Genomic DNA, 20403 nt, shown 5'->3' with positions numbered 1-20403 from the left:
TAAACTTAGCTTATAAGTGAGGCAATTTTTCATGCGGGATCGCAATTTCGATGATATTGCAGACAAATTTTCGCGTAATATTTACGGCACAACCAAGGGTAAAATCAGGCAAGCCGTTGTCTGGCAGGATATTAACGAATTGCTGAACCATTTGCCTCAACGCCCGTTACGCATTCTGGATGCGGGGGGCGGTGAAGGAAATATGGCTTGCCAATTGGCTGAATTAGGCCATCAGGTGATACTTTGTGATCTATCTGAAGAGATGGTTCAACGGGCAAAATACAACGCTGAGGAGCGTGGTGTTCTCCACCAGATGCAATTTATTCAAAGTTCAGTACAGGAAATTAATCAGCATATTGAACAGCCTGTCGATCTGATTCTATTCCATGCTGTATTGGAGTGGATTACCGACCAACAAGATGCAATAGAAACATTGGGAGATATAATAACGCCCGGTGGTGCACTCTCATTAATGTTTTATAATGCTAATGGGCTGGTTATGCGTAATGCCATCTTGGGTAATTTCCATTTAGCAACACCTAATATTCAGCGTCGCCGAAAACGTTCTCTATCGCCGCAAAACCCATTAATACCGGAACAGGTATATAAATGGCTGACTGAACTCAACATGGAAATAACGGGCAAGACAGGAGTGAGGGTTTTTCACGACTACTTGCAAAGCCGCCAATTACAGAACGCAGATTTTCCGGCGTTACTTGAACTTGAACAACGTTATTGCAGACAAGAGCCCTATATCAGCCTGGGGCGTTACATTCATGTAATGGCACGCAAGCCTACCTTAAAGAGCGAATTATGAGTGAATATTCCCAGACTGTTCCTGAACTTGTATCCTGGGCCAGAAAAAATGACTTTTCAATTTCGTTGCCACCAGAACGGCTGGCGTTTTTGATGGTGATTGCCGTATTAAACAGTGAACGGTTTGACGGTGAAATGAGTGAAGGAGAGCTGGTAGATGCTTTCCGTGAAGTATGTAAAGGCTTTGAGCAGACTTCTGAAGCGGTATCCGTCAGGGCAAATAATGCCATAAATGATATGGTCCGCCAGAAGTTACTTAATCGTTTTGCCAGTGAGCTGGCAGATGGCAATGCTATCTATCGTCTGACTCCATTAGGAATTGGTATTAGCGATTATTATATTCGCCAGCGTGAATTCTCCACGTTGCGTCTTTCCATGCAGCTATCTATCGTAGCCAACGAATTACATCGGGCGGCAGAAGCGGCCGAAGAAGACGGGGATGAATTCCATTGGCATCGAAATGTCTTTGCTCCGCTGAAATATTCTGTGGCTGAAATTTTTGACAGTATTGATATGTCCCAACGCCTGCTGGATGAACAGCAAAACAGTGTAAAAACGGATATCGCCGCGCTGCTTAATCAGGATTGGCAGGCTGCTATCGCTAACTGTGAACAGCTACTGTCTGAAACCTCGGGTACTCTGCGGGAGCTTCAGGACACATTGGAAGCAGCGGGTGACAAATTGCAGGCCAACCTATTGCGTATTCAGGATGCCAATATAAATGGCAGCGATTCTGAGCTGGTTGATAAGCTGGTCTTTGATCTACAAGGCAAACTGGATCGTATTATCAGCTGGGGACAGCAATCTATTGATTTATGGATAGGTTATGATCGTCACGTTCACAAATTTATCCGAACTGCCATTGATATGGATAAAAACCGGATTTTTGCCCAGCGCCTTCGCCAATCCATCCAACACTATTTTGACAATCCGTGGGCGTTGACCATTGCTAACGCAGAGCGCTTGCTGGATGTACGTGATGAAGAACTAACTTTGCGTAATGAAGAGGTAATGGGAGAATTACCGCCAGAAATGGAATATGAAGAGTTTAGTGAAATTAACGAACAGTTGGCTGAGATGGTGGAACAGGCACTGGCAGTTTACCAGCAGGCAAAACTTCCTCTGGATTTGGGCGCTGTAATGCGCGATTACCTCACTCAGTATCCACGTAAACGCCATTTTGATGTGGCGCGCCTGTTGGTGGATCAAGCGGTAAGGTTGGGCGTTGCAGAAGCGGATTTCTCTGGGTTGCCAGCGGAATGGTTAGCGATTAATGATTACGGAGCCAAGGTGCAGGCACATGTCATCGACACATATTGAACAAATTATGCCAGTAAAACTGGCTCAGGCATTATCCAATACACTTTTCCCTGAATTAGATAGTCAGCTTCGTGCTGGGCGTCACGTCAGTCTGGATGATCTTGATAATCACGCTTTTCTGATGGATTTTCAGGAAGAATTGGAAATGTTTTATGCGCGTTATAACGTCGAGTTAATCCGTGCACCAGAAGGTTTTTTCTATCTGCGTCCCCGTTCAACGACATTGATCCCGCGATCTGTCCTGTCTGAATTGGACATGATGGTAGGTAAGATCTTGTGTTACCTCTATCTCAGCCCAGAACGCTTGTCCAATCAGGGAATATTTACCTTTCAGGAGTTGTACGAAGAACTATTGTCGCTGGCCGATGAAAATAAGCTGATGAAAGTCCTGAATCACCGTTCTACAGGCTCCGATTTGGACAAACAGAAATTACAGGAAAAAGCACGAACCTCCTTAAACCGATTACGCCGTTTGGGAATGGTTTATTTCCTGCAAAATGACAGCAATAAATTTATGATTACTGAAGCCGTATTTCGCTTCGGTGCAGATGTACGCAGCGGTGACGACCCACGCGAAGCACAATTGCGGATGATCCGTAATGGTGAGGCCATTCCTGTGGAAGGGGAAGCACTGCAAAAAGAGAATGAGCATGAAGAAACATCAGGGCATTCAACAGACGATGTGGAGGGTGAGCAGTCATGATTGAACGCGGTAAATTTCGCTCACTGACGTTAGTTAACTGGAACGGCTTTTTTGCCAGAACGTTTGATCTTGACGAACTTGTGACGACCTTATCTGGTGGTAATGGAGCGGGTAAATCTACTACGATGGCAGCATTTGTGACCACGTTGATCCCTGATTTAACGCTACTCCACTTCCGCAATACCACAGAAGCAGGGGCAACCAGTGGCTCCCGTGATAAGGGGCTACATGGTAAATTGCGGGCAGGAGTCTGCTATTCCACATTGGATGTCGTGAATTCCCGCCATCAGAGAATTATTGCAGGGGTACGTTTACAACAAGTTGCTGGACGTGATCGCAAGGTTGATATCAAGCCGTTTATGATTCAGGGAATTCCTGCATCTATTCAGCCAACACAGTTATTAACTGAAAATATCGGCGAACGTCAGGCACGCGTTCTGCCCTTGAATGAACTGAAAGAACGCCTTGATGGAATGGAAGGTGTCCAGTTCAAACAATTTAACTCTATTACAGATTATCATGCTCTGATGTTTGATTTAGGGGTGATACCAAAACGTTTGCGTTCAGCAAGTGATCGCAGCAAGTTTTATCGCCTGATAGAAGCATCGCTATATGGTGGTATTTCCAGCGCCATTACCCGCTCACTGCGTGATTATCTACTGCCAGAAAACAGTGGAGTCAGAAAAGCGTTTCAGGATATGGAAGCCGCATTGCGTGAAAACCGCATTACACTGGAAGCTATCCGTGTTACGCAATCCGATCGTGATCTTTTCAAGCATCTCATCACAGAATCTACTGCCTATGTTTCTGCTGACTATATGCGTCATGCCAACGAACGCCGTGTTCATTTGGATGAATCATTGGCTTTGCGCAGTGAATTGTTTGGTAGCCGCCGTCAATTGGTAGCTGAGCAGTATCGTCATGTTGAAATGGCGAGAGAGCTGGCGGAACAAAGTGGTGCATCTTCTGATTTAGAAATGGATTATCAGGCGGCCAGCGATCATTTGAATCTGGTTCAGACAGCGATGCGTCAGAAGGAAAAAATTGATCGTTATCAATCAGATATCGAGGAGCTGACTTATCGGTTGGAAGAACAGGTCGAAGTTGTTGAAGAAGCAAAAGAACTTCAGGCGGAATATGAAACCTCATCTGAGGCAGCAGAACAGGAAGTTGATGAATTGAAAAGCCAGCTTGCTGATTATCAGCAAGCACTGGATGTTCAGCAAACTCGCGCAATTCAATATCAGCAGGCATTGCAAGCACTAGAACGAGCACGTGAGCTTTGCCAACTTCCAGAACTGGTAACCGAAAATGCCGATGAGTGGCAAGAAACTTACCAAGCCAAGGCACAGCAGGCGACTGAAACTTTGCTGGCATTAGAACAGAAGTTAAGTGTTGCTGACGCGGCTCACAGTCAGTTTGAGCAGGCTTATGAGCTGGTTAAAAATATTGTTGGTGAAGTGAGCCGCAGCGAAGCCTGGCAAGCAGCCCGTGAAGTATTGCGGGAATGGTCATCTCAACGCCATTTGTCTGATAGGGTTCAACCGTTGCGTATCCAATTGTCTGAATTGGAACAACGACTGAACAGTCAGCAAAATGCTGAGCGTTTACTGCAAGAATTCTGTAAGCGCCATAACCAGCAATATCAGGCGGAAGATTTAGAGACGCTACAGAGTGAATTAGAAGCCCAGTTGGAAGAATTAAGCCTGAGTGCCAACGAAAGCGGTGAACGCCGCATTCAGATGCGTCAGGAGTTTGAACAGCTGAAACAGAAGATTCAGGGATTGACAGCGCGTGCGCCAGTATGGTTGGCAGCACAGGAAGCCCTGAATCAGCTTTGTGAACAGAGTAATGAATCGCTCGAAAGTGGTCACGATGTCACTGAATACATGCAGCAATTGCTGGAGCAAGAACGAGAAATCACGGTTGAACGTGATGACGTAGCGGCTCAGAAACGTGAACTGGAAAAACAAATTGATCGCCTGAGCCAACCAAGTGGAGCAGAAGATGGTCGATTACTCGCATTAGCTGAACGTTTCGGTGGTGTTTTACTGTCAGAAATTTATGACGATATTACCCTTGATGATGCGCCTTATTTCTCTGCGCTGTATGGCCCTGCTCGTCATGCGATTGTTGTGCCTGATCTTTCATTGGTTCGTCCACTTTTGGAATCATTGGAAGATTGTCCGGAAGATCTCTATTTGATTGCGGGTGATCCGCAATCTTTCGATGACAGTGTATTCCACTTCGAAGAGCAGAACAGTGCAGTTCTGGTGAAATCATCTGATCGCCAGTGGCGTTATTCCCGCTATCCTGAAGTTCCCCTGTTTGGTCGGGCGGCAAGAGAAAATCGTCAGGAAGCACTCAGTCTTGAACGTGATACTCTGGCTGAACGTTATGCAACACTCTCATTTGATGTTCAAAAAACCCAGCGGACACATCAGGCTTTCAGCCGTTTTGTGGGTAAGCATCTGTCTGTTGCGTTTGATGATGATCCAGAGGCAGAAATTCGCAGCCTGAATCAACGCCGAACCGAGCTGGAGCGGGAATTATCTCAATTTGAGACCAAAACCCAGCAGCACCAACAAAAACTTGTTCAGGTTAAAGAAAGTCTGTCAGCGCTGAATCGCTTGATCCCACAAATGACAATCCTGTTGGATGAAACGTTGATTGATCGCGTGGACACTGTTCGTGAAGAAATGAATGAAGCGCAGGATGCAGCTCGATTTCTGCAACAGCACGGCAATGCATTGACTAAGCTCGAACCGTTGGTTTCTGTTTTGCAAAGCGATCCACAGCAACATGAACAGTTGCAGAAAGATTATGAGGCTGCGCAACATAGCCAGAATAGAGCTAAACAACAAGCTTTTGCTTTGACGGAAGTTGTACAGCGCCGTGCGCATTTCAGCTATAGCGATTCCGCAGGAATGCTCAGTGAAAACTCTGATCTAAACGACAAACTGCGTCAACGCCTTGAACACGCGGAATCGGATCGTAGGCGCGCACGTGAACAATTGCGCCAGCAGCAAGCACAATATGCTCAGTTCAGCCAAGTCTTGGCATCACTGAAAAGCTCTTATGACACTAAGCAGGATATGTTGAAAGAGCTTGAACAGGAGATGAAAGATATTGGTGTTCAGGCGGATGCTAATGCAGAAATTCGTGCGCGTGAACGTCGTGATCAGCTTCATGCTGCTGTAAATACTAACCGTTCCCGTATTAACCAGCTTGAGAAACAGATCGCATTCTGTGAAGCTGAAATGGAAAATCTCCAGAAGAAATTACGTAAATCTGAGCGTGATTACTATCAAAAGCGTGACCAAGTTGTTTCTTCAAAAGCGGGCTGGTGTGCTGTCATGCGCATGGTGAGAGACAACGGCGTTGAACGTCGCTTACATCGCCGCGAACTGGCCTATATGGAGGGTGATGATTTGCGTTCAATGTCGGATAAGGCATTGGGTGCATTGCGTCTGGCAGTAGCTGATAATGAACACCTGCGTGATGCGTTGCGCTTGTCTGAAGATCCGAAACGCCCTGAGCGAAAAATTCAATTCTTCGTTGCCGTTTACCAACATTTACGCGAACGTATTCGTCAGGATATCATCCGCACGGATGATCCAGTTGATGCGATCGAACAAATGGAAATTGAACTGGCGCGTTTGACTGAAGAATTAACAGCACGTGAGCAGAAATTAGCGATCAGTTCCAAGAGCGTAGCTAATATCATTCGCAAAACCATCCAACGTGAACAGAATCGCATTCGTATGTTAAATCAGGGATTGCAGGCGGTTTCCTTCGGACAGGTTGGCGGTGTGCGCCTGAATGTGAATGTGCGTGAAAGCCACTCTGTTTTGCTGGATGTGTTGTCCGAACAGCAGGAACAGCATCAGGATCTGTTCAACAGCCAGCGTTTGACCTTCTCAGAAGCGATGGCAAAACTGTATCAGCGCTTGAATCCACAAATGGATATGGGGCAACGTTTGCCACAGACTATTGGTGAAGAGTTGCTGGACTACCGTAACTATCTTGAATTAGACGTTGAAGTAAACCGTGGCTCGGATGGTTGGCTGAAAGCGGAAAGTGGGGCATTGTCTACCGGTGAGGCCATTGGTACGGGGATGTCTATTCTGGTCATGGTGGTACAGAGCTGGGAAGAGGAATCACGTCGTCTGCGTGGTAAAGACATTTCACCATGCCGCCTGTTGTTCCTTGATGAAGCTGCACGTTTGGATGCTAAATCCATCGCAACGTTGTTTGAGTTGTGTGAACGTTTACAAATGCAATTAATTATCGCTGCACCAGAGAATATCAGTCCGGAAAAAGGCACAACTTATAAATTGGTTCGTAAAATTTTCAATAATCAGGAACATGTACATGTTGTTGGATTACGTGGTTTCGGACAGGATGCCCCTGTGATAGAACAAACGCAACCTCAAATGCAGTCACAACCGATATTGGAAGAGTAATTTCATTATTAAGAGATACTGTTATTAAGAGGGGTCATAGTGAGACCCTTCTTGTATTATCTGAAAATGATGGGCCGATATTTAGTGATAGTAGTCGTTAAATCTGAGTATTAATCTGAAATATCAATAGAATATACTCTGACTAAAGGCACCAGAGGTGCCTTTTTCTTTTTTAAGGTCAGTATGCTCTAATTTATTATAGTGAATATTTTATTTTGTTGAGTGTCATTGCGTATGATTGTCTATCTATCTTAAGAAGTAATTATGTATATAATTACTACTATTCTTTTCTGATAAAATAGGGTGACTGAGAATTAGAATAAGTCATTGGACAGCTGCATAACATAATAAGATGAGGTGAACTCTTATGGCGAAGAACACGGTCAGGTTTCTGAAAGTTTCTTTTATCTGTAGCGCATTAGCGGTATCAGAGGGAACCTTTGCAAATCAACAAAATGGATTGATAACAAGTAATGTGCAAGAATTATCAGAGGAACAAAAAAAAGAAAATTTGACTGATTCAGTTGATAAGACTATTCCTATATCTTCCGGAACGTCTATTGATGAAAATCGAAAAAAATTACAAAATTGGTTGCCACAACAAATAAAACCGATATTCTTTGAACGGTTGGCAACATTATATACTGCTAATAATATGAAACCGCTATGGCAGGATAAAAAAACAATTCAACAGTTTGAAGAACAATTGATTGAATTATCATTAGCTGGTTTCCAGCCTCAATTTGAAAAATGGTTGATACAACTTCATTCACCTGAATTAAATGATATGGGACGAGATATTCTTTTGTCTGATGCTATGTTAGGTTATCTCCATTTTGTCAATGATGTTAAGAAAAAAGGAAATTCATGGTTATATAGCAAAACTCCCTATAAAATTAATTTACCAACCTCTCAATCAATTGATAAATGGCAACAACATATCAATAATAACAACACCCTCTCTTATATTACGACCTTGTTACCTAATCATCCTATGTATGAAAATATGCGTAAGGAGATGTTAGGACAATTATCTGATAGGCAACCATGGACAGAGTTCTCCTTCAAAAAGACGTTAAGGTTAGGGCAAAGTAGTGAGAGTATAGTTGCATTGAGAAAGATATTAGTTCGTTCCGGTGTGCTGGAATCATCTTCAGTCAAATCTGATAATAAAGTTTATGGCGAAGAACTGGTTGCTGCTGTAAAACGATTTCAAGCCCTGCATGGGTTATCTGCGGATGGTGTGATCGGTCAATCCACGAAAATATGGTTAAATACAACACCACAAACTCGTGCCCGTATAATGGCACTAAATATACAGAGATTACGAATTATTCCGGCAGATATGCCTACAGGTATTTTTGTCAATATTCCAAATTACTCACTTTTTTATTATTTGGATGGTAAGGAAGTATTAAGCTCTAAAGTCGTGGTTGGTCGCCCCAGCCGCAAAACACCGATTATGAGCAGTCAATTGAATAATGTGGTGATTAATCCGCCGTGGAACGTACCTACCAGTATGACCCGGAAAGATATCGCGCCAAGGGCAATGCGGGATTCGAGTTATTTTCGTACTCGGGGTTATACAGTTTTTTCCAGTTGGGGTAATGATGCCAAGGTGATTGAACCTTCATCAATTGATTGGGGAACAGTAACACCAAGTAATTTTCCTTACCGAATACGACAGGCTCCTGGCCCAACTAATTCATTGGGGCGTTTCAAATTTAATATGCCAAATTCAGAAGCGATTTATTTGCACGATACGCCAAATCAGGCTTCTTTTGATCGGGAAATGAGGGCAGTCAGTTCAGGCTGTGTGCGTGTAAATAAAGCGCCTGAACTGGCTGACATGTTATTGGGAAATGCGGGTTGGAATAAAAATAAAGTTAATAATTCATTGAAAACATGGACAACGAAATATGTAAATATACCCAAAAAAATTCCTGTTTTCCTCTATTATCAAACAGCCTGGGTTGATGAAGGAGGGGTGCCACAATATCGGGCTGATATCTATGACTATGATATAAGTGCAAGACAACAATCAGAGGCGTTTAATGAGATTCTGGCTACCAGAAATGATTTATAATTTTTGTGGTTCCTCATCATTTATGAGCGAATGAATTTGATGTTAATGTTATGAACGGTGAAAGAAATAACACTTCCTTCACCGTTATTTTTCATTGCTAATTATTTTTCCAATGATTTTATTCCTGTTATATAATCTTAGCCGGATTTTTCTTCCTTATTGAGGAAGCATTTATATCCCATATGGAGATATCTCCCATTAACTTATCGTCATCAATATTTACTTTCGTTTAATACGCTTTGAATTTTGTTAAATAGATCACAATTATTGGTCGATTAATTTACACTAATATACAAAAAAATTGAAACTAAGTTTTATTTGTTGGTGTCTTATTAGTCGATTAAACTCAATAAGTAATGAAGTTTAGAATATTTTAATAAATCATAGAATAGCAGGGCATATTATCCATGAATGATATTGACCATGATCGCCGGAAGTGGCTCGGCGTAAGCGTGGCCGCATTGGGGTTAAGTCTATTACCTCAACATGCTTTGGCTGCATTGACAACCCCACGCCCCCGAATTTTACATTTTAATAACCTACATACAGGAGAAGAACTCAAAGCTGAATTCTTTGATGGTCGCCGTTATAACAAATCAGAATTATCCCGTTTGAATTATTTATTTAGAGATTTTCGTCAAAATAAGATCAAAACGATTGATCCAAAATTATTTGACCAAATTTATTTATTACAGATGATGATGGGAATAAATAAACCTGTTCAATTAGTTTCTGGCTATCGTTCATTAATGACAAATAATATGTTACGCCAAGCCAGTGATGGCGTAGCAAAACATAGCTACCATACTCGTGGACAAGCAATGGATTTTCATATTGATGGTATGCAACTTGTGAATATCCGTAAGGCAGCGTTGAAAATGGGGGCTGGAGGGGTCGGGTTCTATCCAAAGAGTAATTTTATTCATATTGATACAGGCCCGGTCAGGACGTGGTAATCTTATACCTATAGTCTTGATTGTGGAGTCCAACAATATAATGAAATACCACATTATCCCCGTCACGATGGCGATGCAAAATTGTACATTGATTTGGTGTGAGGAAACTCAGGAAGCGGCGATTGTAGATCCTGGTGGTAATGCTGAGCAACTTATTGCCGAAATAGAGCGTCGTGAGTTGAAACTGACACAAATTTTGCTGACTCATGGTCACTATGATCACGTTGGTGCTACCCTTGAAGTCTCCAGGCATTTTAATGTACCTGTTTATGGGCCACATAAGGGAGATGCTTTTTGGATAGAAGGGCTGGAAATTCAATGTCAAATGTTTGGTGTTGAGCCATGTCCCTCTTTCACGCCGGATCGTTGGTTAGAGGAAGAAAATACGTTGCAAATTGGCAAGGTTGAATTGTCTGTTTTGCATTGTCCGGGGCACACGCCAGGGCATATTATTCTTGTTAATCATGCCGATAAATTAATCTCAATGGGAGATGTGTTGTTTAAAGGAAGTGTCGGTCGTACGGATTTTCCGGGTGGAAATTATGATGAATTGATTCAATCCATTAAAGAAAAAGTGCTGCTTTTGGGGGATGATTATCAATTTATTCCCGGTCACGGACCGATGTCAACATTAGGATATGAACGGAAGACTAACCCTTTCCTGCAAGATTAATGAGATGTATTTTTTATCATAATAGTTTGTATTAAAAGATAAAAGCCGCCCTTCTGAAGTGACCCCCAATAGTTGGACAACCAATGACTGGGGGTTTTTTATGTCTAAATATAGTCGTGAACTAAAAATCATTATTGCTAAACGATGTCTGGCAGGTAACACATCGGATAAGCTATCAGCGGAATATTCAATCTCTTCTCGACAAATTCGATACTGGACTCAAGTTGTTGCCATTCATGGCGATAGATGCTCACGCTAAGCCACTCATTCACAGTGATCAAGGTTGGCAATATCGGCATAGGGCTTATCAAAAGCAACTTGCTGATAAAGATATTAAGCAAAGTATGTCGAGGAAAGGGAACTGTTTGGATAATGCGATGGCAGAAAACTTTTTTGCCTTACTCAAAACAGAAATGTATCACCGCCAGCTAAAGATGTTGATGAACTGATTGAAAAGAGAGAAGAATACATCGAATATTACAATACAAAACGGATTAAGGTGAAATTAAAAGGCCTCACTCCGATAGAATATCGAAATCAGGCCTTACACGCCGCTTAACTAAAATGTCCAACTTTTTGGAGTCAGTTCACTTCAGCGGCTTTTTAGATAATATATCAATACTCAGATAAAACTTAGAGTACAGCAACGATAGCTTCACACAGAGGAACCATGTTCTCCAGTGTTAAACCCGCTACATTGATACGACCAGAACTAACGGCGTAAATACCAAACTCTTCACGCAGACGATCAACCTGTTCTTTAGTCAGACCGCTGAATGAGAACATACCATTTTGAGAAATAATAAAGCTGAAATCTTGCTTCGCACCTTTTTCCTGCAAGGTGTTTACAAACAGTTGGCGCATACGTTGAATACGTTCGCGCATTGTTGCCAATTCCTGAATCCACTCAGCTTTCAAATCATCGTTGGACAGAATTGTTGTAACAACGGCAGCACCGTGGGCTGGTGGGTTGGAGTAATTGGTACGAACAATAGACTTCGCTTGGCTGAATGCTTTTTCTGCGGTATCGCTGTCTGTTGCAACGATGGTGCAGGCTCCAACACGTTCATTATACAGGCCGAAGTTTTTGGAATAAGAGCTGGCAACGATCAATTCATTATGATTCTTGGTAAAAATGCGCAGACCTTCTGCATCTTCATCTAATCCCTTGGCAAAACCTTGGTAAGCAAAGTCAAATACAGGCAACCAACCATTTGCAGCAGATAAATCAGCCAGTTTCTGCCATTGTTCAGGTGTTGGGTCGATACCGGTCGGGTTATGACAGCACCCGTGCAACAGAATAATATCACCTGCTTGTGCTTCAGACAGGCTTGCTAACATACCTTCAAAATTCAGTGCATGTTTTTCTGCATCGTAATAATTGTATTCGCGAATTTCTAAACCAGCGCTGGCGAAAACACCTTTGTGGTTTGGCCAGGTAGGGTTGCTGATCCAGACACGTTTTGCATTGGTCTGTTTAGCAATAAAATCAGCGGCAGTGCGCAGTGCACCAGTTCCGCCCGGACTTTGTACAGTACGGGCACGCTTATCAGTTACGACAGGGCTGGATTTGCCAAAGAGCAGTTCTTGAGTGACACGGCCAAATTCAGGTAATCCGCTAATTGCCAGATAATTTTTGGTGGTTTCGTTTTCCAGCAGGAATTTTTCTGCTTTTTTAACGGTGGCCAGAACAGGAGTTTTACCAGTTTCGTCTTTGTAGACTCCGATACCCAGGTTGATTTTATTTTCACGAGGGTCAGCTTTAAAACTATCAGCTAAACCAAGAATAGGATCGGCAGGCGCTGCTGTAATTTTCTCAAACATTTTTTTGATTCCAAGACTCGGAGAGTTAAGCCCAAAATAAGTTACACGCTTCTCAGGGTAACGCTAAGGAACTCATTTGCCAACTACTTGTAGCAAAAAGAATAAAATCTTGTGAAGTAGTTTACGGAGTGAAAAAAATAGTCTGAAAAAACAGGGAGGTAAAATGCAAAAAGCAGCGCCGGAGCGCTGCTTTTTTGAGATAAATATGTTTAACTTTTCGCTAAACAGTTTATCAGCAGTGATTAGAACTGATAAGTCAGACCAACACCGAATACGTTGCGAGTCTGGACACCCGCTTTGTTGTTTTTGTCCAGCAGGTTGATTTTGTAATCAACGTAAGTAGACAGGTTTTTGTTAAAGTAGTAGTAAGTACCTACAGAAACATATTTAACCAGATCTTCGTTGAAACCTTTAGCACCGTCGTTACGGTTCAGATCCTTACCTTTAGATTGAACGTATGCCAGAGATGGTTTCAGACCCAAGTCGCTGAACAGATACTGTGCAGTTAGTTCGATGTTCTGAGTTTTGTTAGCAATTTTAGTAGCTTCAGTAACAGTATGAGTATAACGACTCATATTACGGGTTTCACCGTACATAGCTGCCAGATATACGTTGTTAGCATCGTATTTAGCACCGATGTTCCATGCTTCAGCACGCTTACCGTGAGCATCACTGGTATCCCAGTCATGGCCACGAGTAGAGTTAGCGTAAGAACCACCAACAGTGATACCGTAACCTACGTCATAAGTGGTAGCCAAACCGTAACCGTCACCATTTGCAGTAGCACCGCTACGCTTATTTTTGGTGCGCTCGCTGTTCTGACCTTGGTATTGCAGAGCAAAGCTCAGACCATCAACCAGACCGAAGAAATCAGTGTTACGGTATGTCAGCAGGCCAGTAGCACGGCCAGTCATGTAGTTGTCAGTCTTAGTCATGGAATCACCACCAAAGATTGGCAGTACGTCAGTCCATGCGCTGATGTCGTAGTTTACGCCGTAGTTACGGCCGTAATCCAATGAACCGTAGTTAGCGAATTTCAAGCCAGCGAAAGCCAGACGAGTAGCAGTATCTTGTTTACCTTCTTCAGTATGAGCTTTCAGGTTGTATTCCCAACGACCGAAACCAGTCAGTTGGTCAGAGATCTGAGTTTCGCCTTTGATGCCGATACGAGCATAAGAAGCATCGCCGTCTTCGCTGCTTTTTGTATCTGCGATTTGGTGACGAACGTCTACTTTACCGTACAGATCCAGTTTGTTGCCATCTTTGTTAAAGATCTCAGCTGCGTTTGCTGTACCAGCAACCAACAGAGCTGGGATTACCACTGCAAGAATATTGCGCTTCATTATTATTACCCTCATTGGTGTTATCCAGACACTTGTTACTGTCAAAAATAGAACACTAAAAATTTTTGGAACTATTTGTAGGTATCGAGTGTCTTATTAATTGGCGATCAGTGTTCCATTGGTAATGAATTTTATCTACCCTCAAAATGCTACAAAAGTGCAAAATAAGTAACAAAGTGAAAATAGATATTTCAAAATGTAAATATCAGGGAACTTTTTTCGTGCAGTTTTCGCAATAAAATGAAAAAAGCCAACTTTCGCTGGCTTTTTGAAGGATTGATTTTAGATTATTTTTTGATCTGATTCATTAGAAACTTGCGTTTCTTGGCGTCCGAGGGAATGGAATAACATCACGAACATTTGATACTCCAGTAACATAAGCCACTAAACGTTCAAAGCCTAAACCGAAACCAGAGTGAGGAACGGTGCCGTAACGGCGCAGATCACGATACCACCAGTAATCTTCTTTATTCAGTTCCATCTCTTCCAGACGTTTATCCAGCATATCCAAACGCTCTTCACGCTGAGAGCCTCCGATGATTTCACCGATTCCCGGAGCCAGAACATCCATCGCAGCAACAGTTTTTCCGTCTTCATTCATACGCATATAGAAGGCTTTGATGTCTTTTGGATAGTTTTTCATGATCACTGGCGCTTCAAAATGTTTCTCTGCCAGATAACGCTCATGTTCTGATGCCAAATCCACGCCCCAGAAAACGGGGTTCTCAAATTTCTGGCCGCAATTTTCCAGAATTTTTATTGCATCAGTGTAATCTACCTGAACAAAGTCAGAATCAACAAATTTCTCCAGACGAGTAATAACTTCGTTATCAACACGTTCTGCAAAGAATGCCAGATCATCTGCACGTTCTTCCAATGCCGCTTTGAAGACATATTTCAGCATATCTTCGGCAAGTTTGGCGATATCATTCAGATCTGCAAACGCGACTTCAGGTTCGACCATCCAAAACTCTGCCAAATGGCGGCTGGTATTGGAGTTTTCCGCACGGAAAGTTGGTCCGAAGGTATAAACATTACTCAATGCACAAGCATAGGCTTCACCGTTCAACTGACCGGATACCGTCAAGAAAGCTTCACGGCCGAAGAAGTCTTGGCTGAAATCCACTTCGCCTTTATCCGTACGTGGCAAGTTTTGCAGATCCAATGTAGAAACGCGGAACATTTCACCTGCACCTTCTGTATCTGATGCGGTAATCAGTGGGGATGATACCCAGAAGAAGCCTTTTTCATGGAAGAAACGATGCAGGGCTTGAGCCAATGTATGACGAACACGAGCAACTGCACCGATCAAGTTGGTACGTGGACGAAGATGAGCCACTTCACGCAGGTATTCAATACTGTGGCGTTTAGCCGCCATTGGGTAAGTATCAGGATCATCAACCATACCAACCACAACGATTTTAGTCGCTTGCAGTTCAAAAGACTGTCCCTTGCCCTGAGATGCGACTACTGTTCCCGTAACTTCTACAGAACAGCCCGTGGTTAAATGTAATACTTCATCCTGATAATTAGGTAAATTATTATTAACGACGGCCTGTAATGGATTAAAGCAGGAACCGTCATAGACGGCGAGGAACGAGATACCAGCTTTAGAATCTCTCCTTGTACGTACCCAACCGCGAACGGTGACTTCGCTGTCAACCGGAACACGGCCTTGCAGTACATCGACTACAGGCGCTACGCTCATAAATTTCTCTCTTCTTTATTAAGTGAATTAGATAGATTTTAGATTTACCATAAATGCCCCCCATTAGGGGCAGATCTTCTATCTTACTTGCCATCTCTCAGGAAACAAGAAGAAATTGCGAGTCTTAACGAGGAAAAACAGGGAAAAGGTGTTTTTTATTGGCATAACCAGCATTAAAGCTGGTTATGCCAAGGGCAAACAGCGGAATTATACTGCTTTTTCTATATAGGGAATGTCAAATGCCCGACGTAACCTATCGACAAACTCATCATCTTCACAGATGGTCTTTCCGGGACTATCAGAAAGTTTTGCCACTGGCTTGCCATTACATTCGACGAGTTTGATCACTATATTCAGTGGTTTTACCCCCGGAATATTGCAGGTCAACCGAGTACCAATACCGAAAATCACATTGATTCTCTTATGGAAATGGTGGTACAGCGCCAGCGCTTTTTGCAGATCCAGACTGTCAGAGAACACTAATGTTTTCGTCATCGGATCGATGCCCAGTAACTGGTAATGTGCTATGGCTTTTTCACCCCACTTAATAGGATCACCGGAATCATGGCGCAAACCTTGGTAAGCGGTCGCTAATGGTTTGTCAAAGTCTCGCAGGAAAGCATCCATGGTGATACAGTCTGTCAGGGCTATGCCTAATTGGTTTGGATACTCATTCAGCCATGTTTGCAGTGCTGCCCGCTGACTATTGGCAAGTTCTGGGCTAATTTGCTGATGAGCTTGGAACCATTCATGAGCTTGTGTGCCAAGAGGAGGGAGGTCAAGCTGTTCTGCCAGTTGATAATTACTGGTTCCGATCAAATAAGGGAAATTATTTTTCAGCTCATTGATAATAGCGTATTGCACTTCGTGTGAAAAACGACGGCGAGTACCAAAATCCATTAACTTGAAACCAGATAGATCGATATTTTCTTCCGCTGCGTCTTTATGAAACAGCTCAATAAGCTTTCTAAGCTGAATGACGGCATCTTCTGGTGTTATTTCAGGCGAGTGATGGCGATGAACCAATTCGCTGATCAGTGCAAGTAGAGGCACTTCCCACAGGATAACCTCGTGCCACAAACCGGAAATGCGGATGGCCAATTGCCCTTCATCGGTAACGGAGACTTCCACTTGTTTAGGATTAAAGCGGAATGTTTTGCACCAGTTTAGGTAATCCTCTTTAAAGAACGGAAGGCGGGAAAGATAATCGGCTTCACGTTCTGTCAGTGTTAAATCAGCCATCATATTAATTTGATGGCGCAACATCTCGGCGTATTCTCCGAGCAATTCATCACCACGGCAACGAAATTCTGCAACAACAGGAATATTGCTGTAATGGTGATACACTGCTTGCTGCATATGAAATTTATAAGCGTCAGTATCAAGCAGTGATTTGATAATCGGGGTAGCGTCTAAAGTCATGGCGCGTCAGGCATCCTCGCGGAGCGTATTCGTGTCTGCTAAATCGATAAAGTTGGGAGAGTATACAGTGATTATTGGGTTATTGAAGCCACATAACAGCATATATTTTCCCAAGTCTAAAGATTAAGGTTAATCCATTTCTAGATAATATCATGTTAAATGAGATATGAGATGACAATTAGCACGAAAGTACCAATATGTTGGTTACATCATTTATTCTTTTGCTTAATAAATTATTAACATTCAAAAAAAGAAACTTAATGATTGAAAGGGTTGTCTCTCTATGGCAGCGTTAGCGCTTGGAATGTTTCTATGGAAACATAATGCGCTAGGCGCTTTGCAACCAAGGTTATATAAATGTTATCAAATGTGCCTGTTAAAAGTAATGGAAAAGGTTCCCTATGACACAACAGCGACTTGTTAAACGCCGTCTGGATTATAAAGCACCAGATTACACAATTACCGACATTGATCTCGATTTTGATCTGGATGCAAATAAAACAACGGTGACGGCAATCAGTCAGATAAAGCGTTTGGCTAATGATATTACCCCCCTGATTCTGGATGGAGAAAATCTTACATTAAAAAGTATCCATATAGATGATAAATCGTGGGCGCATTATCAGGAACAGGATGGAAAGTTACTGATTGAACAACTTCCGGCCCAATGTACGTTGAAGATTGTGAATGAAATCAACCCATCGGCAAATACAGCACTTGAGGGGCTGTATGTATCTGGAGATGCCTTATGTACCCAATGTGAGCCCGAAGGATTCCGCCATATTACTTATTATTTGGATCGTCCGGATGTTCTGGCCCGTTTTACTACCCGCATTACAGCGGATAAATCCCAATACCCATTCTTGCTCTCCAATGGTAACCGAATTGAGCAGGGTGAATTGAATGATGGCCGCCATTGGGTGAAATGGCAGGATCCCTTCCCAAAACCAGCCTATTTGTTTGCATTGGTTGCGGGGGATTTTGATGTTCTGCATGATACTTTTGTTACTCGCAGTGGTCGTGAAGTTGCACTGGAACTGTTTGTGGATCGCGGCAATTTAGATCGTGCGGACTGGGCCATGACATCTCTGAAAAATTCGATGAAATGGGATGAAACTCGTTTTGGATTGGAGTACGACCTTGATATCTATATGATTGTTGCCGTTGATTTCTTCAATATGGGAGCAATGGAGAACAAGGGGCTGAACGTCTTCAATTCCAAATATGTTTTGGCAAAAACAGAAACAGCAACAGATAAGGATTATCTTGCCATTGAAGCTGTGATTGGTCATGAATATTTCCATAACTGGACAGGAAACCGTATTACATGCCGTGATTGGTTCCAGTTAAGCCTGAAAGAAGGTCTGACCGTATTCCGTGATCAAGAATTCAGTTCTGATTTGGGTTCACGTTCTGTTAATCGAATCGATAACGTGCGCCTTATGCGCGCTGCCCAATTTGCGGAAGATGCCAGCCCGATGGCTCACCCGATCCGTCCCGACCAAGTGATGGAAATGAATAATTTCTATACGCGTACTGTCTATGAAAAAGGTTCAGAAGTCATCCGGATGATCCATACTTTATTGGGTGAAGAACAATTTCAGGCGGGTATGCAGCTTTATATTCATCGTCACGATGGCAGTGCGGCAACCTGTGATGATTTTGTTCAGGCAATGGAAGATGCTTCAAATGTCGATTTGACACTGTTCCGCCGCTGGTATAGCCAATCCGGGACTCCAGTGCTGACTATCCGTGACGAATACAATGCAGAAAAACAGCAATACGTTCTACACGTTAGTCAAATGACACCACCAACAACAGATCAGAAAGAAAAACAACCGTTGCACATTCCTCTGGACATTGAGCTTTATAATGAAAATGGAAATGTCATTCCGCTGCGTCGTGATGGTCAGCCAGTGCATCATGTCCTGAATGTCATCAATGCAGAGCAATCATTTGTATTTGATAATGTGCCATCACAGCCGGTTCCGTCTTTACTGCGTGAATTCTCCGCACCAGTCAAACTGAATTATCAGTACAGTGATGAGCAACTTTCATTCCTGATGAAACATGCACGTAATGAATTCTCGCGTTGGGATGTTGCGCAGGCATTACTCACTAATTATGTGAAACTGAATGTTGTCCGCCATCAAAAATCCCAGCCATTGGAATTACCAATGCATGTTATCGATGCTTTCCGTGCGGTATTGCTGAATAAAAATATCGATCCGGCATTAGCGGCATTGATCTTAACTCTGCCATCTGAAAATGAAATGGCAGAACTGTTTACCATTGTTGATCCTAAAGCTATCCATGATGTCCTTGGTGTAATGACACGGACGCTGGCTAATGAAATGGCAGATGAGTTTGCAGCGGTTTATCGTAGTCTTCATGTTGGCACATATCGTGTGGATCATCAGGATATTGCGAAACGCGACTTACGGAATACTTGTCTCTATTATCTGGCCTTTATTGATGATAAAGAACAGGCTGATAAATTAGTAGCTGCACAGTATTATCAGGCTGATAACATGACTGATACCATCGCGGCACTGTCTGCGGCTGTGTTTGCTGAATTGCCTTGCAGCTATCAATTAATGGATGAGTTTGATCAGCGCTGGCATCAGGATGGCTTGGTCATGGATAAATGGTTCAGGCTTCAGGCTACTAATCCGGTCTTCGACGCACTTGATAAAGTACGTGGCCTGATGCGGCACCGTTCTTTCAGTTTGAGTAATCCAAACCGTGTTTATTCACTGTTGAGAACATTCTTTATCAGCAATCCAATGGCTTTTCATACTGAAGATGGTAGCGGTTACCAATTCTTGGTAGAAGTTCTGACAGATTTGAATAGCCGGAATCCGCAAGTTGCATCAAGTTTGATTGACCCACTGCTTCGTCTGAAACGTTATGATGAGAAACGTCAGGCTTTGATGCGTTCCGCATTGGATCAGTTGAAAGAACTGGAGAACTTGTCTGGTGATCTGTTCGAAAAAGTTACCAAGGCACTTGAAAGTTAATTTGTAATATCCTCTTCGGTTGTTGCCGAAGGGGATCAAGACCATAGAAAAATCCTATCCAGACAA

13 protein-coding genes and 1 pseudogene are annotated in these 20403 nt (G+C 42.8%); 10 read left to right on the top strand and 4 right to left on the bottom strand.

The features are described from left to right. Positions 1 to 31: 31 nt before the first annotated feature. The 9 genes and pseudogenes from cmoM to AACQ81_RS08355 form a co-directional block, all read left to right on the top strand. Positions 32 to 817 (top strand): tRNA uridine 5-oxyacetic acid(34) methyltransferase CmoM, encoded by a 786-nt coding sequence (gene cmoM / locus AACQ81_RS08395; protein ID WP_237385254.1) that lies wholly within the window; start codon positions 32 to 34, stop codon positions 815 to 817. Then, positions 814 to 2136, top strand: coding sequence for a chromosome partition protein MukF (gene mukF / locus AACQ81_RS08390; protein ID WP_237385253.1), 1323 nt, complete (start codon positions 814 to 816; stop codon positions 2134 to 2136). The genes cmoM and mukF overlap by 4 nt, the downstream gene beginning before the upstream one ends. After that, positions 2117 to 2839, top strand: a complete 723-nt coding sequence (gene mukE, locus AACQ81_RS08385) for a chromosome partition protein MukE (protein WP_237385252.1) — start codon at positions 2117 to 2119, stop codon at positions 2837 to 2839. Before mukF ends, mukE begins: the two co-directional genes overlap by 20 nt. Continuing rightward, a complete protein-coding gene (gene mukB / locus AACQ81_RS08380) occupies positions 2836 to 7305 on the top strand; it encodes a chromosome partition protein MukB (RefSeq protein WP_237385251.1) in 4470 nt (1489 codons plus the stop codon). Before mukE ends, mukB begins: the two co-directional genes overlap by 4 nt. A 367-nt stretch (positions 7306 to 7672) precedes the next feature. After that, on the top strand, positions 7673 to 9391 hold the full coding sequence (ldtD, locus tag AACQ81_RS08375; protein WP_237385250.1) for a L,D-transpeptidase: 1719 nt from the start codon (positions 7673 to 7675) through the stop codon (positions 9389 to 9391). Between the two features lie 407 nt (positions 9392 to 9798). After that, positions 9799 to 10347 (top strand): YcbK family protein, encoded by a 549-nt coding sequence (locus tag AACQ81_RS08370; protein ID WP_237385249.1) that lies wholly within the window; start codon positions 9799 to 9801, stop codon positions 10345 to 10347. A 40-nt stretch (positions 10348 to 10387) separates the two neighbouring features. Beyond that, on the top strand, positions 10388 to 11020 hold the full coding sequence (locus tag AACQ81_RS08365; RefSeq protein ID WP_237385248.1) for an MBL fold metallo-hydrolase: 633 nt from the start codon (positions 10388 to 10390) through the stop codon (positions 11018 to 11020). A gap of 100 nt (positions 11021 to 11120) precedes the next feature. Next, positions 11121 to 11279, top strand: a complete 159-nt coding sequence (locus AACQ81_RS08360; protein ID WP_237385247.1) for a hypothetical protein — start codon at positions 11121 to 11123, stop codon at positions 11277 to 11279. Positions 11280 to 11322: 43 nt separating this feature from the next. Continuing rightward, positions 11323 to 11579 (top strand): annotated as a pseudogene (locus tag AACQ81_RS08355) (transposase); the annotation flags it as partial. 74 nt (positions 11580 to 11653) lie between these two features. Here AACQ81_RS08355 and AACQ81_RS08350 read toward each other — a convergent pair. From AACQ81_RS08350 to pncB, 4 genes are all read right to left on the bottom strand, one after another. Continuing rightward, positions 11654 to 12844, bottom strand: a complete 1191-nt coding sequence (locus tag AACQ81_RS08350; protein WP_237385246.1) for an amino acid aminotransferase — start codon at positions 12842 to 12844, stop codon at positions 11654 to 11656. A 242-nt stretch (positions 12845 to 13086) separates the two neighbouring features. After that, on the bottom strand, positions 13087 to 14187 hold the full coding sequence (locus AACQ81_RS08345; RefSeq protein WP_237385245.1) for a porin: 1101 nt from the start codon (positions 14185 to 14187) through the stop codon (positions 13087 to 13089). A gap of 307 nt (positions 14188 to 14494) precedes the next feature. Next, positions 14495 to 15895 (bottom strand): asparagine--tRNA ligase, encoded by a 1401-nt coding sequence (gene asnS / locus AACQ81_RS08340; protein ID WP_237385244.1) that lies wholly within the window; start codon positions 15893 to 15895, stop codon positions 14495 to 14497. A gap of 207 nt (positions 15896 to 16102) precedes the next feature. After that, a complete protein-coding gene (pncB, locus tag AACQ81_RS08335) occupies positions 16103 to 17317 on the bottom strand; it encodes a nicotinate phosphoribosyltransferase (RefSeq protein ID WP_237385243.1) in 1215 nt (404 codons plus the stop codon). 401 nt (positions 17318 to 17718) lie between these two features. Here pncB and pepN point away from each other — a divergent pair, with 401 nt between their 5' ends. Beyond that, positions 17719 to 20337, top strand: coding sequence for an aminopeptidase N (gene pepN / locus AACQ81_RS08330; protein ID WP_237385242.1), 2619 nt, complete (start codon positions 17719 to 17721; stop codon positions 20335 to 20337). The last annotated feature ends 66 nt before the right edge of the window (positions 20338 to 20403 follow it).

It is taken from the genome of Xenorhabdus sp. Sc-CR9 (assembly GCF_963897815.1).
Lineage (GTDB): Bacteria > Pseudomonadota > Gammaproteobacteria > Enterobacterales > Enterobacteriaceae > Xenorhabdus.
Note: the sequence above shows the minus strand (reverse complement) of the source record. Positions and strands in the feature narration are given on the sequence as shown.

Excerpts from the sequence above, each read along its gene's own strand:
- pncB (WP_237385243.1), bottom strand. The coding sequence starts at position 17,317 with ATGACTTTAGACGCTACCCCGATTATCAAATCACTGCTTGATACTGAC.
- pepN (WP_237385242.1), top strand. The coding sequence starts at position 17,719 with ATGACACAACAGCGACTTGTTAAACGCCGTCTGGATTATAAAGCACCA.
- AACQ81_RS08360 (WP_237385247.1), top strand. The coding sequence starts at position 11,121 with ATGTCTAAATATAGTCGTGAACTAAAAATCATTATTGCTAAACGATGT.
- AACQ81_RS08350 (WP_237385246.1), bottom strand. The coding sequence starts at position 12,844 with ATGTTTGAGAAAATTACAGCAGCGCCTGCCGATCCTATTCTTGGTTTA.
- AACQ81_RS08345 (WP_237385245.1), bottom strand. The coding sequence starts at position 14,187 with ATGAAGCGCAATATTCTTGCAGTGGTAATCCCAGCTCTGTTGGTTGCT.
- cmoM (WP_237385254.1), top strand. The coding sequence starts at position 32 with ATGCGGGATCGCAATTTCGATGATATTGCAGACAAATTTTCGCGTAAT.
- asnS (WP_237385244.1), bottom strand. The coding sequence starts at position 15,895 with ATGAGCGTAGCGCCTGTAGTCGATGTACTGCAAGGCCGTGTTCCGGTT.
- mukF (WP_237385253.1), top strand. The coding sequence starts at position 814 with ATGAGTGAATATTCCCAGACTGTTCCTGAACTTGTATCCTGGGCCAGA.
- AACQ81_RS08370 (WP_237385249.1), top strand. The coding sequence starts at position 9,799 with ATGAATGATATTGACCATGATCGCCGGAAGTGGCTCGGCGTAAGCGTG.
- ldtD (WP_237385250.1), top strand. The coding sequence starts at position 7,673 with ATGGCGAAGAACACGGTCAGGTTTCTGAAAGTTTCTTTTATCTGTAGC.
- mukB (WP_237385251.1), top strand. The coding sequence starts at position 2,836 with ATGATTGAACGCGGTAAATTTCGCTCACTGACGTTAGTTAACTGGAAC.
- mukE (WP_237385252.1), top strand. The coding sequence starts at position 2,117 with ATGTCATCGACACATATTGAACAAATTATGCCAGTAAAACTGGCTCAG.
- AACQ81_RS08365 (WP_237385248.1), top strand. The coding sequence starts at position 10,388 with ATGAAATACCACATTATCCCCGTCACGATGGCGATGCAAAATTGTACA.